Origin of the sequence: Pseudomonas sp. R76, assembly GCF_009834565.1 — a bacterium.
Lineage (GTDB): Bacteria > Pseudomonadota > Gammaproteobacteria > Pseudomonadales > Pseudomonadaceae > Aquipseudomonas.
Genome location: NZ_CP019428.1, coordinates 5,445,413 through 5,458,851, shown reverse-complemented (window position 1 = coordinate 5,458,851; position 13,439 = coordinate 5,445,413). Strand labels below are relative to the sequence as shown.

Here is a 13,439-nt window from a genome sequence, read left to right as displayed (position 1 = left end):
AGGGCTGTAGCCAGGGCGCGCGGGCAGAATAAGGCGCAAGGAATACTGCAGTTTTTCTGCGTAATCGCTAGAATGGCGGCCTTTGCGAAGTTCTGGAGTTCCCCCCTAATGCGCACTTTTCGGCTGGTGATTGCTTGCCCGGACCGGGTTGGCATCGTTGCCAAAGTCAGTAACTTTCTGGCCTCCCACAACGGCTGGATCACCGAGGCGAGCCATCACTCGGATGATCTCGGCGGTTGGTTTTTCATGCGTCACGAAATTCGTGCCGACACGCTGCCCTTTGGTCTTGAAGCCTTCCGTGAGGCGTTTGCGCCGATCGCCGAAGAATTTTCGATGACCTGGCACATCACCGACACCGAGCAGAAAAAGCGCGTCGTGCTGATGGCCAGCCGTGAGTCTCACTGTTTGGCCGACCTGCTGCACCGCTGGCACAGCGATGAGCTGGACTGCGAGATCGCCTGCGTGATTTCCAACCATGACGACCTGCGCAGCATGGTCGAATGGCACGGCATTCCGTACTACCACGTGCCGGTCAATCCGCAGGACAAGGAGCCGGCATTTGCCGAAGTCTCCCGCCTGGTCAAGCAGCATGAGGCGGATGTTGTGGTGCTGGCGCGCTACATGCAGATTCTGCCGCCGGAACTGTGCCGCGAATACGCCGGCAAGGTGATCAACATTCACCACAGCTTCCTGCCGTCGTTTGTGGGGGCCAAGCCTTACCACCAAGCCTCGCTGCGTGGCGTGAAGTTGATTGGCGCCACTTGCCACTACGTTACCGAAGAACTGGACGCCGGTCCGATCATTGAGCAGGACGTGGTGCGTGTCAGCCACAGCGACAGCATCGAAGACATGGTGCGTTTCGGCCGTGACGTCGAGAAGATGGTGCTGGCCCGTGGGCTGCGTTATCACCTGGAAGACCGCGTGCTGGTGCATGGCAACAAAACCGTGGTGTTCTGATAACCGCGTTTTCAACGATTGAAGAATAAAGGGCCTGGGCGTTAAATCGTCCCAGGCCCTTTTTCTTTGCCTGCCATTGAGGATTGATCGATGAGCGATCCACTCGACAAAGCCACCTCCAAAGCCCCGGCGACGCTGGGGGAGGGGTGTTTGAGCCGATTTGACCCGGATGACCTGGACGCTGAGGACGGCACCGAGTTTCCCGGTGCCGCCGAGCTGTGGGAGCGTGAGCACGGTAAACCCGAGCCCTCGCAAGACTAGTCTGCCCGCCGTCGTATCAGCCGGCGGGCACGCAGGTCAGATGCGGAAACTGCCCACCAGTTGCTTCAAGCGTGCCGCCTGCTGTTCCAGGTCGGTGCAGGCGCGCAGGGTCGAGTGCAGGTTTTCCACGCCTTCCTGGTTGAGGGTGTTGATTTCGGTAATGTCCATATTGATCGACTCCACCACCGAGGTTTGTTCCTCGGTGGCCGTGGCGACCGACTGGTTCATGCCGTCGATCTCGCCAATGCGCTGGGTCACGCTGTTCAAGCGCTCGCCGGCCAGGTTGGCGATTTCCACGCTGTCCTGGCTGTGACGCTGGCTTTCACTCATGGTGCTGACCGACTCCCGGGCGCCGACTTGCAGTTCTTCGATCATCGTCTGCACTTGTTGCGCCGATTCTTGTGTGCGATGGGCCAGGTTGCGCACCTCATCGGCCACCACCGCAAACCCGCGCCCGGCTTCCCCGGCACGCGCCGCTTCGATTGCGGCGTTAAGTGCCAGCAGGTTGGTTTGTTGCGAGATGCTGGTGATCACTTCCAGAATTTGCCCGATGTTCACGGTCTTGCTGTTAAGCGCTTCTATATTGGTGCTGGAAGCACTGATCATCGCCGACAGTTGAGTCATCGCCTTGATATTGCGATCCACCACCTGTTGGCCGTCCTCGGCCAGGTGCCGCGCATCGCTGGCCTGGTTGGAGGCTTGTGCGGCATTGCGTGCGATTTCCTGGGCAGCGGCACCCAACTCGTTGATGGCGGCGGCGACGCTGTTAGTACGGTTGGCCTGCTCGTCGGAATTGACCATCGACGAATTGGACGCGCTGACCACGCGCAAGGCGACTTCGTTGACCTGCTCGGTGGCCGAGGACACTTCCCGAATCGACGTATGAATTCGCTCCACGAAGCGATTGAAGGCATTCCCCAAGCTGCCGAACTCGTCGTTGTTCTGGATGGTCAGGCGGCGGGTCAAGTCGCCCTCGCCATCGGCGATGTCTTGCATGGCGCGGGTCATCACGTGCAAGGGTTGCAGCAGCACGCGGATCAACATGCCCAGCAGCGCAATGATGATCACCACGGCAATGAGCGTGGCGATCACCGCCGAGGTGCGGAATTCGCTGAGCATGGCGAAGGATTTGTCTTTATCTACTGAAATACCCAGGTACCAGTTCACCGAAGGCAAGCCCTTGATCGGTGTGAAGGTCACGATGTTGTCCTTGCCGTTGGCCTGGACTTCGCTGAAGTCCGCGCTGATCTTCGGCGTGTTTTTCGGGTACATGTCAGCCAGGGTCTTCATCACCAGGTTTTTGTCCGGGTGCACCAGCACTTTGCCGTCAGCACTGACCAGGAACGCATAGCCCATGCCGCCGAAATTCAACGCGCCGATGTTATCCACCAGGGTTTGCAGGCTCAGGTCGCCGCCCACCACGCCGACGCTCTGGCCGGCCTTGGTGGTGCTCGGGGTGGCCACGGAAATAATCAACTGGCCGGTAGCGGCGTCAATGTAGGGTTCGGTCAGGGTTGACCCGTTGCTGCTTTGGGCGCCCTTGTACCAGGGGCGAACGCGCGGGTCGAAGCCGTCCGGCATCTTGGTGTCGGGGCGGATGGTGAAGGCGCCTTTGCTGTCGCCGACGTAGGTGGCCATGAACGCGGAGGTCAGGGCTTTCTGCTCAAGCAGGCCGGCAACCACACTGGTTTCGGGATTGATGGCGATGTTTTGTGCAGCGTTTTCCACCAGGGCAATGCGCCCGTTGAGCCAGGTTTGGATATTGCTGGCCGTGACGTCGCCCATTTCATGCAGGTAGTTATTGAGGTCGTCGCGAATCGCGTTGCGTTGCAGGTAGTCGTTATAGAGGGTAAACAGCGCGAAAGCGGCGATGACGATAAGGGAGGCTGCAAGCAGGATTTTGTGGCTGAAGCGCAGGTTTTTATTCATGGCTTGTAGGGTCCGCTAAGGTCTTAATATCCGAAGCGCGTCCTTATGGGACGCGCAAAATGACAGCGTCAAAAAAGGTGTGATACTTCTTGTGATAGCTCTGTTGGTCCCTGTAGGAGCTATCTGACCTATTTTTAGACTTTGTGGGTCATACATCGCTCTATATCGACCTGGCGGCATTAAAGATTAATCAAAGGTGACGAAATGCCTGACTCCTCGCAACTGCTTATCGGCGCCGGCCTCGATGGCCAGCCAATCGCCCAGGCCATGCGCCTGGCCAACCGCCATGGGTTGATCGCCGGTGCCACCGGCACAGGCAAGACCGTCACGTTGCAGCGCCTGGCGGAGGCCTTCAGTGATGCGGGCGTGGCGGTGTTCGCCGCTGACATCAAGGGCGACTTGTGCGGGTTGGGCGCTGCGGCCAACCCTCAAGGTAAAGTCGCCGAGCGCATCGCGGGTATGCCCTTCCTTAACTACACGGCGAAGGCCTATCCGGTAACGCTGTGGGATATTCACGGGCAGTCGGGTCATCCACTTCGCACCACCATCAGCGAAATGGGGCCGTTATTGCTCGGCAGCCTGCTGGAGCTCACTGACAGCCAACAATCGGCACTCTATGCCACCTTCAAAGTGGCAGACCGCGAAGGCCTGTTGCTGCTCGACCTTAAAGACCTCAAGGCATTGCTCAACCACTTGCGCTATCACCCGGAACTGCTCGGTGATGACGCGGCGCTGATGACCACTGGTTCCAGCCAGGCGCTGTTGCGGCGCCTGGCAGTGCTGGAACAGCAAGGTGCCGAAGCCTTGTTTGGCGAGCCGGCGCTGCAACTTGAGGATATTTTGCAACCGGCCAGTGACGGCCGTGGGCGCATCCATTTGCTCGACGCCAGCCGCCTGGTGCATGAGGCACCGAAAGTCTACGCGACCTTCCTGTTATGGCTGCTGGCCGAGCTGTTCGAGCAATTGCCGGAGCGTGGCGATGCCGACAAGCCGCTGCTGGCACTGTTTTTCGACGAGGCGCATTTGTTGTTTGCCGACACGCCAAAGGCGCTGCAGGATCGTCTTGAGCAAGTGGTGCGGTTGATTCGCTCTAAAGGCGTGGGTGTGTACTTTGTCACTCAGTCCCCAGGTGATTTGCCTGACACGGTATTGGCGCAACTCGGCCTGCGTATCCAGCACGGCTTGCGTGCGTTCACCACGAAAGAGCAGAAGTCCCTGCGTGCGGTCGCCGACGGTTTCCGGCCCAACCCGGCGTTCGATACGTTGTCGGTGCTGACTGAACTGGGCACGGGTGAGGCGCTGGTGGGCACGTTGCAGGAGAAGGGCACGCCGGAGGTCGTCCAGCGCGTGCTGGTTGCGCCGCCGCAATCGCGAATCGGGCCACTCAGTGAGGCCGAACGCGCGGCACTGATCGCCAGTTCGCCGCTGCTGGGGCGTTACGACAAGCCCATTGACCGCGAGTCGGCCTATGAAGTGTTGATGGCGCGCAAGGATCTTGGGCCGACCGAAGAGGCTAAACCCTCCACTGAAGAACCGAGCTTTACCGACAAGGCCGGCGCGTTTTTGGGCACGGCGGCTGGCAAGGCACTCAAGTCAGCCATGCAACAGGCCGCCAATCAGATGGGGCGGCAGCTGGTAAGAGGGTTGTTGGGCTCGTTGCTGGGCGGCAGCAAGCGTAAATAGGGGCTCAGGCTTTAGGCTTGGCGTGCGCGGCCAACCGCTCCAGGGCTGCGCGCAAGCCCGGGTCGCTGATCCCATCGGCCGTCGCCTGGATGGTTTCGGCGGCCGTCACCGAAAGGTTGATCGTGTGCCCCACTGCGCCTTGCTGCACGGTGGGTGGCTGCACCTTGAACTGGATACGGGTCAAGCTGGCAAATTCATCAAATACCATCAATTGTCGCTGCAGGCGTTTTTGCTGGTAGCGCAAACGGGTCGCCCAATGGCCGTCGGTGACAATTAACAGCAAATTGCCTTCACGCCAGGACGCGACATGGCAATGTTCTCGTGCGGCAGGTTGCAGCTGGCTTTCGACCAAGCGTTGCAAATGGCCCAGGCGTTGCGCGTGGCCGAAGATGGCTTTCAACGGTTTGGCTTCGCGGAGCAACACGCTTGGCGCGCGGGCTGTAAGAGGGCGAAATGCCATGTCTAGACACCTTAAGTAACAGAGCCGCCATCTTAGCAGAAAGCGCCCGTGCGCCCCCAGGCAATGCGATAACAGGCCTTTGCCCGTGAAATCAATAGGTAACTTCTGCGCTCCATGGGTTGAAGTTCCAGCAAAAGCCCTTATTTTAAACAGGCCCTCTCACAGCGCCATGCCAGCATCGGGGAATAACGCCACTTTCCTCACCCACGATTCCGGGTAGAATGCGCGTTCGCATGCGGCCGTGAGGGCTGCTCGGGCCACTGACGGTGCGCCCTCCATCCCTATGTGTGGAAGAACCTGCCGATATGTTTGCGCCTTTGTTAAAGAAACTTTTTGGAAGCAAGAATGAGCGCGAAGTTAAACGCATGCTCAAAACGGTGCAGCTGGTCAATGCCTTCGAAGAGCAGATGGTTGCCCTTTCGGACGAGCAATTGCGCGCCAAGACCGAAGAGTTCAAGGCCCGCATAGCCAAAGGTGAAACCCTCGACAAGCTGCTTCCCGAAGCCTTTGCGGTCGCCCGTGAAGCCGGTAAGCGTGTCATGGGCATGCGCCACTTCGACGTCCAGTTGATCGGCGGCATGACCTTGCATGAAGGCATGATTGCCGAAATGCGTACCGGTGAAGGCAAGACCCTGGTGGCAACCCTGGGTGTTTACCTCAACGCACTGTCCGGCAAGGGCGTGCACGTTGTGACGGTGAACGACTACCTGGCTCGCCGGGACGCCAACTGGATGCGCCCGCTGTATGAATTCCTCGGCCTGACCGTCGGCGTGGTAACGCCGTTCCAGCCGCCGGAAGAGAAGCGCGCTGCGTACGCCGCCGACATCACTTACGGCACCAACAACGAATTCGGTTTCGACTACCTGCGCGACAACATGGCGTTCAGCATGGAAGAAAAATTCCAGCGCGAACTCAACTTTGCCGTGATCGACGAAGTCGACTCCATCCTCATCGACGAAGCCCGTACCCCGCTGATCATCTCCGGCCAGGCCGAAGACAGCTCGCGCCTGTACACCGAGATCAACAAGTTGATCCCGCGTCTGGAGCAGCACATCGAGGAAGTGGAAGGCGTGGTGACCAAAGAAGGTCACTTCAGCATCGACGAGAAGACCCGCCAGGTCGAACTCAACGAAGCCGGTCACCAGTTCGTCGAAGAGATGCTGACCCAGATCGGCGAGCTGGCAGAAGGCGAAAGCCTCTACTCGGCGCACAACCTGGGCCTGTTGACCCACGTGTATGCCGGCCTGCGCGCCCACAAGCTGTTCCATCGCAACGTCGAATACATCGTGCAAGACGGCCAGGTCGTCCTGGTTGACGAACACACCGGCCGTACCATGCCGGGTCGTCGTTTGTCCGAAGGCCTGCACCAGGCCATCGAAGCGAAGGAAGGGCTCAACATCCAGGCCGAAAGCCAGACGTTGGCGTCCACCACCTTCCAGAACTACTTCCGTCTGTACAACAAGCTGTCCGGCATGACCGGTACGGCCGACACCGAAGCGTTCGAATTCCACCAGATCTACAACCTGGCCGTGATGGTGATCCCGCCGAACAAGCCGCTGGCGCGTAAAGACTTCAACGACCTGGTGTTCCTGACTGCCGAAGAGAAATACGCGGCAATCATCAACGACATCAAGGACGGCATGGCCCAGGGCCGTCCGATCCTGGTGGGTACCGCCACTATCGAAACCTCCGAGCACGTGTCCAACCTGCTCAACAAGGAAGGTATCGAGCACAAGGTACTGAACGCCAAGTTCCACGAAAAAGAAGCCGAGATCATCGCCCAGGCCGGTCGCCCAGGCGCACTGACCATCGCCACCAACATGGCCGGTCGTGGTACCGACATCCTGTTGGGCGGTAACTGGGAAGTGGAAGTCGCGGCGCTGGAAAACCCAAGCCCCGAGCAAATCGCCCAGATCAAGGCCGACTGGCAGAAACGTCACCAGGCCGTGCTGGAATCCGGCGGCCTGCAGGTGATCGCCTCCGAGCGTCATGAATCGCGCCGTATCGACAACCAACTGCGTGGTCGTGCCGGTCGTCAGGGTGACGCCGGTTCCAGCCGTTTCTACCTGTCGCTGGAAGACAGCCTGATGCGCATCTTCGCCTCGGACCGGGTGAAGAACTTCATGAAAGCCCTGGGCATGCAGTCCGGTGAAGCGATCGAGCACCGCATGGTGACCAACGCCATCGAGAAGGCCCAGCGCAAGGTTGAAGGCCGCAACTTCGACATTCGTAAGCAACTGCTCGAGTTCGATGACGTCAACAACGAACAGCGTAAAGTGATCTATCACATGCGTAACACGTTGCTGGCCGCCGACAACATTGGCGAAACCATCGCCGATTTCCGTCAGGACGTGCTCAACGCCACCGTCAGCGCACACATTCCGCCACAGTCCCTGCCTGAGCAGTGGGATGTTGCCGGCCTGGAAGCGGCGTTGAAGAGCGACTTCGGTGTGGATTTGCCGGTTCAGCAATGGCTGGACGAAGACGACCACCTGTACGAAGAAACCCTGCGCGAGAAGCTGATGACCGAGCTGCTGGCCGCGTACAACGAAAAAGAAGAGCAGGCGAGTGCCGAAGCACTGCGCACCTTCGAGAAACAAATCGTACTGCGTGTGTTGGACGACCTGTGGAAAGACCACCTGTCGACCATGGACCACCTGCGTCACGGTATCCACTTGCGTGGCTACGCCCAGAAGAACCCGAAGCAAGAGTACAAGCGCGAGTCGTTCACGCTGTTCTCCGAGCTGCTGGATTCGATCAAGCGCGATTCGATTCGCGTGCTGTCCCACGTTCAGGTGCGTCGCGAAGACCCGATCGAGGAAGAAGCTCGCCTGCGCCAGGAAGCCGAAGCACTGGCTGCGCGCATGCAGTTCCAGCACGACGAAGCACCGGGCCTGGAAGCGCCGGAAGTATTGGGTGAAGAGGTCGATGTGGCCTTGGCTCAAACCCCGGTTCGCAATGATCAGAAGCTGGGCCGCAACGAACTGTGCTGGTGCGGTTCGGGCAAGAAGTTCAAACACTGCCACGGCGAAATCAACTAAGGTTTTTGCCTGACGCTGCAATACCCCGCGCCGCGACCGGCTTCTGCCGTCGCGGCGTTTTGCCATTAATTTCACCGTCGACACGACGGCACAGACATCACCTAATTTTTAAGGAGCGCATTCATGGCTGTTGGTCTTGGTCCTTTGCCCACATTGCACCCGGTTGCCGGTTTTGAACTCGGTATCGCTTCGGCCGGCATCAAGCGCCCGGGGCGCAAGGATGTGGTGGTGATGCGCTGTGCTGAAGGCTCGACGGTCGCGGGTGTGTTCACCCTCAACGCGTTCTGCGCGGCGCCGGTGATCCTGGCCAAGCAACGCGTTGCCGGTTCGATCCGCTACCTGTTGACCAACACCGGCAATGCCAACGCCGGCACCGGCGAGCCAGGCCTGGTGGCGGCTGCGCGCACCTGCGCCAAGTTGGCCCAGTTGACCGGCGTGGACGCCAGCCAAGTGCTGCCGTACTCCACCGGTGTGATCGGCGAGCCATTGCCCGTGGAAAAAATCGAAGGCGCATTGCAAGCCGCGCTGGATGATTTGTCGGTGGATAACTGGGCTGCCGCGGCCACCGGCATCATGACCACCGACACGCTGCCCAAAGGCGCGAGCCGTCAGTTCGTACACGACGGTGTGACCATCACCGTGACCGGTATCAGCAAAGGCGCGGGGATGATCCGCCCGAACATGGCCACCATGCTCGGCTACATTGCCACCGACGCCAAAGTTTCCCGTGACGTGTTGCAGCGCCTGATGCTGGACGGCGCCAACAAGTCGTTCAACCGCATCACCATCGATGGCGATACCTCGACCAACGACTGCTGCATGCTGATCGCCACCGGCCAGGCCAACCTGCCGGAAATCACCTCCACCGAAGGCCCGCTGTTCGCTGCATTGAAGCAGGCGGTGTTTGAAGTGTGCATGGACGTGGCCCAGGCCATCGTGCGTGATGGCGAAGGCGCGACCAAGTTTGTCACCGTTGAAGTCAATGGCGGCGGCAAACACCAGGAATGCCTGGATGTCGGCTACACCGTGGCCCACTCGCCGCTGATCAAGACGGCGCTGTTTGCCTCTGACCCTAACTGGGGTCGCATCCTTGCTGCCGTGGGCCGTGCCGGCGTGCCGGACCTGGACGTGAGCAAGATCGACGTGTTCCTGGGCGACGTGTGCATTGCCAGCCGTGGCGCCCGCGCCGAAACCTACACCGAAGCCCAGGGTTCGGCGGTGATGCAGCAGGAAGAAATCACCATCCGCATCGAGTTGGGTCGCGGCGAGTGCAGCGAAACCATCTGGACCACTGACCTGTCCCACGAATACGTGAAGATCAATGCGGAATACCGCACCTGACAGCCAAGAGGATAGCGCGGTGAAACGAGTGCATGTAGCAGCAGCGGTGATCCGTGGCGTCGATGGCAGGATTCTGCTGGCGCGCCGCGCCGATACCCAGCACCAAGGCGGCCTCTGGGAATTTCCCGGTGGCAAGGTGGAGGCCGATGAGTCGGTCGCCACCGCGCTGTCCCGTGAATTGCAGGAAGAGCTGGGCATTCAGGTCACCACGGCGCGGCCGCTGATCAAGGTGCAACATGACTACCCGGATAAACAGGTGTTGCTGGATGTCTGGGAAGTCTCGGCCTTTAGCGGCGAGCCCCATGGTGCCGAAGGGCAGCCGTTGGAATGGGTGGCTCCACGGGATTTGAGCAACTATGAATTCCCGGCGGCCAACGCTCCGATCGTTGCGGCGGCGCGGCTACCGGCTGAGTACCTGATCACCCCGGGCGAGCTGGAAACCCCGACATTGCTGCGCGGTATTCAGAAAGCCATTGCTGGTGGCATCAAGCTGATCCAATTGCGTGCACCGAATGGTTACGACCCCAAATACCGTGACCTGGCGGTGGACGCTGTTGGCCTGTGTGCCGGTAAGGCGCAACTGATGCTCAAAGGGCCGTTCGAGTGGCTGGGGGATTTCCCTGCCGCTGGCTGGCACATGACCGCAGCGCAACTGCGCAAATACGCGAGCAAGGGCCGCCCGCTGCCGAAGGATCGTTGGTTGGCGGCGTCGTGTCATAACGCCGAAGAGCTGGCGCTGGCAGAAATGATGGACGTGGATTTTGTCACGCTGTCACCGGTGCAGCCGACCCAGACGCATCCGGATGCCCAGCCGTTGGGTTGGGAGCAGGCGGCGCAGCTGATCAGTGGGTTCAGCAAGCCGGTGTTTCTGTTGGGCGGCGTTGGGCCAGCTGAGCGGGAACAGGCTTGGGAAGCTGGGGCTCAGGGTGTGGCCGGCATTCGGGCGTTCTGGCCGCAGGTTTGATGATCGTTCCCACGCTCTGCGTTGATGATCGTTCCCACGCTCTGCGTGGGAATGCAGCCCAGGACGCTCCGCGTCCCAAAGCGTGACGCGGAGCGTCACAAGAGGCATTCCCACGCAGAGCGTGGGAACGATCTTATAATCAGTGGGGTTTTGCGGCGGCCTGCCACAACACCTCAGCCACACCCTGGCGCTTGGCAATCACCCGTGCCGCCACAAACAACAAGTCCGACAACCGATTGATGTACGCCAACCCCACGCCTTCCAACGGCTCCAGCGTATTCAATTGCTGACACCGCCGCTCCGCGCTGCGCGCCAGGCTGCGGCACACGTGGGCTTGGGCGATCAGCGCCGAGCCACCGGGCAGGATGAAGTTCTCCAACGGCCCGACTTCCTCGTTCCAGCGATCAATCGCCGCTTCCAGCCGATCGACTTCCGCTGCATTCAGTGCCTTGTACACCGGCATCGCCAGTTCACCGCCCAAGTCGAACAACCGATGCTGGCAAGGTGTGAGCACCTCGATCACCTCGTTCAGTTGCGGGTGCTTGCCGCTTTGCTCTTCAAGGTTGGCCAGCAATAAGCCCAACTGGCTGTTCAGCGTATCCACCTCGCCAATGGCTTCCACCCGCGGGTGGTCCTTGGGCACGCGGCGGCCGTCGCCGAGGCCGGTCTCGCCTTTGTCGCCGGTACGCGTGTAGATCTTCGACAGGCGAAAGCCCATGGTCATTGCTCCAGTTGAGTCAGGTCAAAGGATGGAATCTGGCTGCCGGCCAACGGCAGGCGCAGGGTGAAGCAAGTGCCTTGGCCGAGGGTGGAGTGCACCTCCATCTGGCCCTTGTGGTTGTTGGTGATGATGAAATACGACACCGACAGCCCAAGCCCGGTGCCTTGGCCGATTTCCTTGGTGGTGAAGAACGGCTCGAAGGTGCGTTTGCGCACGTTTTCGCTCATGCCGATGCCGTTGTCTTCCACCTGAATCTCCGCCCAAGGGGGATTGAGGCGGGTGCGCAGGATAATGCGCCCTGGTTCGCGTTCGTCTTCACGCAGGTGAATGGCTTGAGCGGCGTTTTTCAGCAGGTTGAGCAACACTTGCTCAAGCTCGTTGGCGGTGCCCGGCACCGGGCCGAGTTGCGGGTCGAACTGGCGGATGATCGCCTGGCCCTTGAAGTCGAAACCTATGGTCAGGTCGAAGTCGTTACCGGCAATTTCTACCGCTTGGTCGATCAGGGCCGGCAAATCACAGGGCGCCATCTGGCGATTGCTGAGGCGGCTGAAACTGAGCATATGGGTGACGATCTTCGCCGCCCGCGCGCCGGCTTGCTGAATGCCATCGAGCAGTTGCGGCACTTCGCGGCTGTGCAGGTAACGGTTGACGGTGTCCAGCTCGACGCCCACCTGTTCGGCGTGTTCCAGGTTCTTCGGCAGGTCGGGTGACAAGCGCCGGCGAATGTTTTGCACGTTGTGCAGGATCGCGCCCAACGGGTTGTTGATCTCATGGGCCATGCCCGCAGCGAGGCCGCCGACGGAGAGCATTTTTTCCGACTGCACCATCATTTCTTCCAGTGACAGGCGCTGGGTGATGTCGTCGATACGAATCACCACGCCACGCCCGGCGCCGCCCATCAGCGGGTAGAACGTCAGGGCGTAATGCTTGGCCTCGTCATCCTTGATCCAGGTGACGCGCTCAATCCGCTCCACCGTGTGTTGCTCAACCGTGGCCTTGATTTGCGGCAGGTAGGGCTTGAGGGGCTGGAACGCGAGGAATATCGGCTGGTTCAGCGCTTCATCCAGGCGCGTGCCGGAAAGTGCACTGGCCTCCTGGTTCCACTGAGTTACGTAGAGCTGCTCATCGAGGGCGATCAGCGCCGAGGGCATCGAGTCGATAATGCTGTTCAGGTAGTTCTGGAAACCGGTGAGTTTCTTCTCGATCTTGCTGCGCACCTGGACTTCCAGTTCCAGCTTGCGGTTGGTGTGTCGGGTTTCTTCGGCCAGGCCTTGGGCCTGATCGTAGGCTGCCTGGGAATCATCGCGCGCACGTTTGAGCTGCTGCTCGCGGGCCTCGATGCGCGACAGCATGGTGTTGAACGCTTCGGCCAGGCTGCCAATTTCATCACGGTTGCCGCGCCCGGCGCGCAGGGCGTAGTTTTCTTCGCGGGTGACCTGGCGCGAGAGTTCTTCCAGTTCGTGGATCGGGCGGGTGATCAGGCGTTTGATCTGCCGGGCGATGACCAGCCAGAGCAACACACTGAAAATCAGGATGCCCAGGCTGGCGGTCAGCGTGCCGGTGTAGAAGGCCATCGGCAGCTCGCTGCTGGCCACCAACAGCAAATGCCCGGACGGCTGGCCGGTGCGGGGCAGGGTGATGACTTGGTTACTCCGAAACTCGGTAACACGCCAGGCTTCGATATGCCGGTAGTTTTCCGGCAGTTGCAGGCGATTGCCGTGTTGCATCTGCGCCAGGCGGTTGCCGTCGCCGTCGTACAACGCCGCCGCGCGCAGGGGCGAGTAGCTGGTCAGCTCATTGAGCAGCGCTTCGGCCTTGGCCGGGGATTCCAGGGCTTCACCGGCCAGGGACGGGTTCGACACCAGGCGCCCGATGGCCTGCAAGGCCTGGGGCGCCATGCTTTCCTGGGAGATCCAATAGGCGGCGCTGATAAACGTCAGGTTGGCCACCAGCAACACGGTGGTCAACAACACCAGCAGGGCGGCCAGCAGTTTCTGCCCTACCGGTAGATTTTCAAGACGCTGGCGCAGTGGCATCAGGGTTTTCCCAGGTGATAGACAGGTAGGCAGGGTAGCGCGTGCC

Annotated in this window: 10 protein-coding genes and 1 pseudogene; 6 read left to right on the top strand and 5 right to left on the bottom strand. The window is 60.3% G+C overall.

Annotated features, from left to right (window positions below; all coding sequences use genetic code 11):
- Positions 1–108 precede the first annotated feature (108 nt).
- Together purU and PspR76_RS31110 are read left to right on the top strand one after the other, a co-directional pair.
- Positions 109–957: a formyltetrahydrofolate deformylase gene (gene purU / locus PspR76_RS24630; RefSeq protein ID WP_159959499.1), complete on the top strand. Its 849-nt coding sequence runs from the start codon at positions 109–111 to the stop codon at positions 955–957.
- Positions 958–1,047: 90 nt separating this feature from the next.
- Complete coding sequence (locus PspR76_RS31110) at positions 1,048–1,218, top strand: hypothetical protein (RefSeq protein ID WP_174245647.1); 171 nt, start codon at positions 1,048–1,050, stop codon at positions 1,216–1,218.
- 36 nt (positions 1,219–1,254) lie between these two features.
- Here the strand turns inward: PspR76_RS31110 and PspR76_RS31740 are convergent, their stop codons facing one another.
- Together PspR76_RS31740 and PspR76_RS31735 are read right to left on the bottom strand one after the other, a co-directional pair.
- Positions 1,255–2,019, bottom strand: coding sequence for a methyl-accepting chemotaxis protein (locus PspR76_RS31740; protein WP_371317676.1), 765 nt, complete (start codon positions 2,017–2,019; stop codon positions 1,255–1,257).
- A 93-nt stretch (positions 2,020–2,112) separates the two neighbouring features.
- Positions 2,113–3,147: pseudogene (locus tag PspR76_RS31735) on the bottom strand (HAMP domain-containing protein); the annotation flags it as partial.
- Between the two features lie 204 nt (positions 3,148–3,351).
- Between PspR76_RS31735 and PspR76_RS24620 the strand changes: the two are divergent.
- Positions 3,352–4,830, top strand: coding sequence for a helicase HerA-like domain-containing protein (locus tag PspR76_RS24620; RefSeq protein WP_159959495.1), 1,479 nt, complete (start codon positions 3,352–3,354; stop codon positions 4,828–4,830).
- 4 nt (positions 4,831–4,834) lie between these two features.
- Here the strand turns inward: PspR76_RS24620 and PspR76_RS24615 are convergent, their stop codons facing one another.
- Positions 4,835–5,290, bottom strand: a complete 456-nt coding sequence (locus PspR76_RS24615) for a DUF721 domain-containing protein (protein ID WP_159959493.1) — start codon at positions 5,288–5,290, stop codon at positions 4,835–4,837.
- Between the two features lie 305 nt (positions 5,291–5,595).
- Here PspR76_RS24615 and secA point away from each other — a divergent pair, with 305 nt between their 5' ends.
- The 3 genes from secA (at position 5,596) to PspR76_RS24600 (ending at position 10,636) form a co-directional block, all read left to right on the top strand.
- Positions 5,596–8,331 carry a preprotein translocase subunit SecA gene (secA, locus tag PspR76_RS24610; RefSeq protein WP_159959491.1) on the top strand — a complete coding sequence of 912 codons (2,736 nt, stop codon included), beginning with the start codon at positions 5,596–5,598 and terminating at the stop codon, positions 8,329–8,331.
- 123 nt (positions 8,332–8,454) lie between these two features.
- On the top strand, positions 8,455–9,672 hold the full coding sequence (argJ, locus tag PspR76_RS24605) for a bifunctional glutamate N-acetyltransferase/amino-acid acetyltransferase ArgJ (RefSeq protein ID WP_159959489.1): 1,218 nt from the start codon (positions 8,455–8,457) through the stop codon (positions 9,670–9,672).
- Positions 9,673–9,691: 19 nt separating this feature from the next.
- Complete coding sequence (locus PspR76_RS24600) at positions 9,692–10,636, top strand: Nudix family hydrolase (RefSeq protein WP_159959487.1); 945 nt, start codon at positions 9,692–9,694, stop codon at positions 10,634–10,636.
- Positions 10,637–10,775: 139 nt separating this feature from the next.
- Here the strand turns inward: PspR76_RS24600 and PspR76_RS24595 are convergent, their stop codons facing one another.
- Together PspR76_RS24595 and PspR76_RS24590 are read right to left on the bottom strand one after the other, a co-directional pair.
- Positions 10,776–11,354 (bottom strand): cob(I)yrinic acid a,c-diamide adenosyltransferase, encoded by a 579-nt coding sequence (locus tag PspR76_RS24595; RefSeq protein ID WP_159959485.1) that lies wholly within the window; start codon positions 11,352–11,354, stop codon positions 10,776–10,778.
- A 2-nt stretch (positions 11,355–11,356) separates the two neighbouring features.
- Positions 11,357–13,393 carry a sensor histidine kinase gene (locus tag PspR76_RS24590; protein WP_159959483.1) on the bottom strand — a complete coding sequence of 679 codons (2,037 nt, stop codon included), beginning with the start codon at positions 13,391–13,393 and terminating at the stop codon, positions 11,357–11,359.
- Between the last annotated feature and the right edge of the window lie 46 nt (positions 13,394–13,439).

Excerpts from the sequence above, each read along its gene's own strand:
- PspR76_RS24620 (WP_159959495.1), top strand. The coding sequence starts at position 3,352 with ATGCCTGACTCCTCGCAACTGCTTATCGGCGCCGGCCTCGATGGCCAG.
- PspR76_RS24590 (WP_159959483.1), bottom strand. The coding sequence starts at position 13,393 with ATGCCACTGCGCCAGCGTCTTGAAAATCTACCGGTAGGGCAGAAACTG.
- PspR76_RS31110 (WP_174245647.1), top strand. The coding sequence starts at position 1,048 with ATGAGCGATCCACTCGACAAAGCCACCTCCAAAGCCCCGGCGACGCTG.
- PspR76_RS24615 (WP_159959493.1), bottom strand. The coding sequence starts at position 5,290 with ATGGCATTTCGCCCTCTTACAGCCCGCGCGCCAAGCGTGTTGCTCCGC.
- purU (WP_159959499.1), top strand. The coding sequence starts at position 109 with ATGCGCACTTTTCGGCTGGTGATTGCTTGCCCGGACCGGGTTGGCATC.
- argJ (WP_159959489.1), top strand. The coding sequence starts at position 8,455 with ATGGCTGTTGGTCTTGGTCCTTTGCCCACATTGCACCCGGTTGCCGGT.
- secA (WP_159959491.1), top strand. The coding sequence starts at position 5,596 with ATGTTTGCGCCTTTGTTAAAGAAACTTTTTGGAAGCAAGAATGAGCGC.
- PspR76_RS24595 (WP_159959485.1), bottom strand. The coding sequence starts at position 11,354 with ATGGGCTTTCGCCTGTCGAAGATCTACACGCGTACCGGCGACAAAGGC.
- PspR76_RS31740 (WP_371317676.1), bottom strand. The coding sequence starts at position 2,019 with ATGGTCAATTCCGACGAGCAGGCCAACCGTACTAACAGCGTCGCCGCC.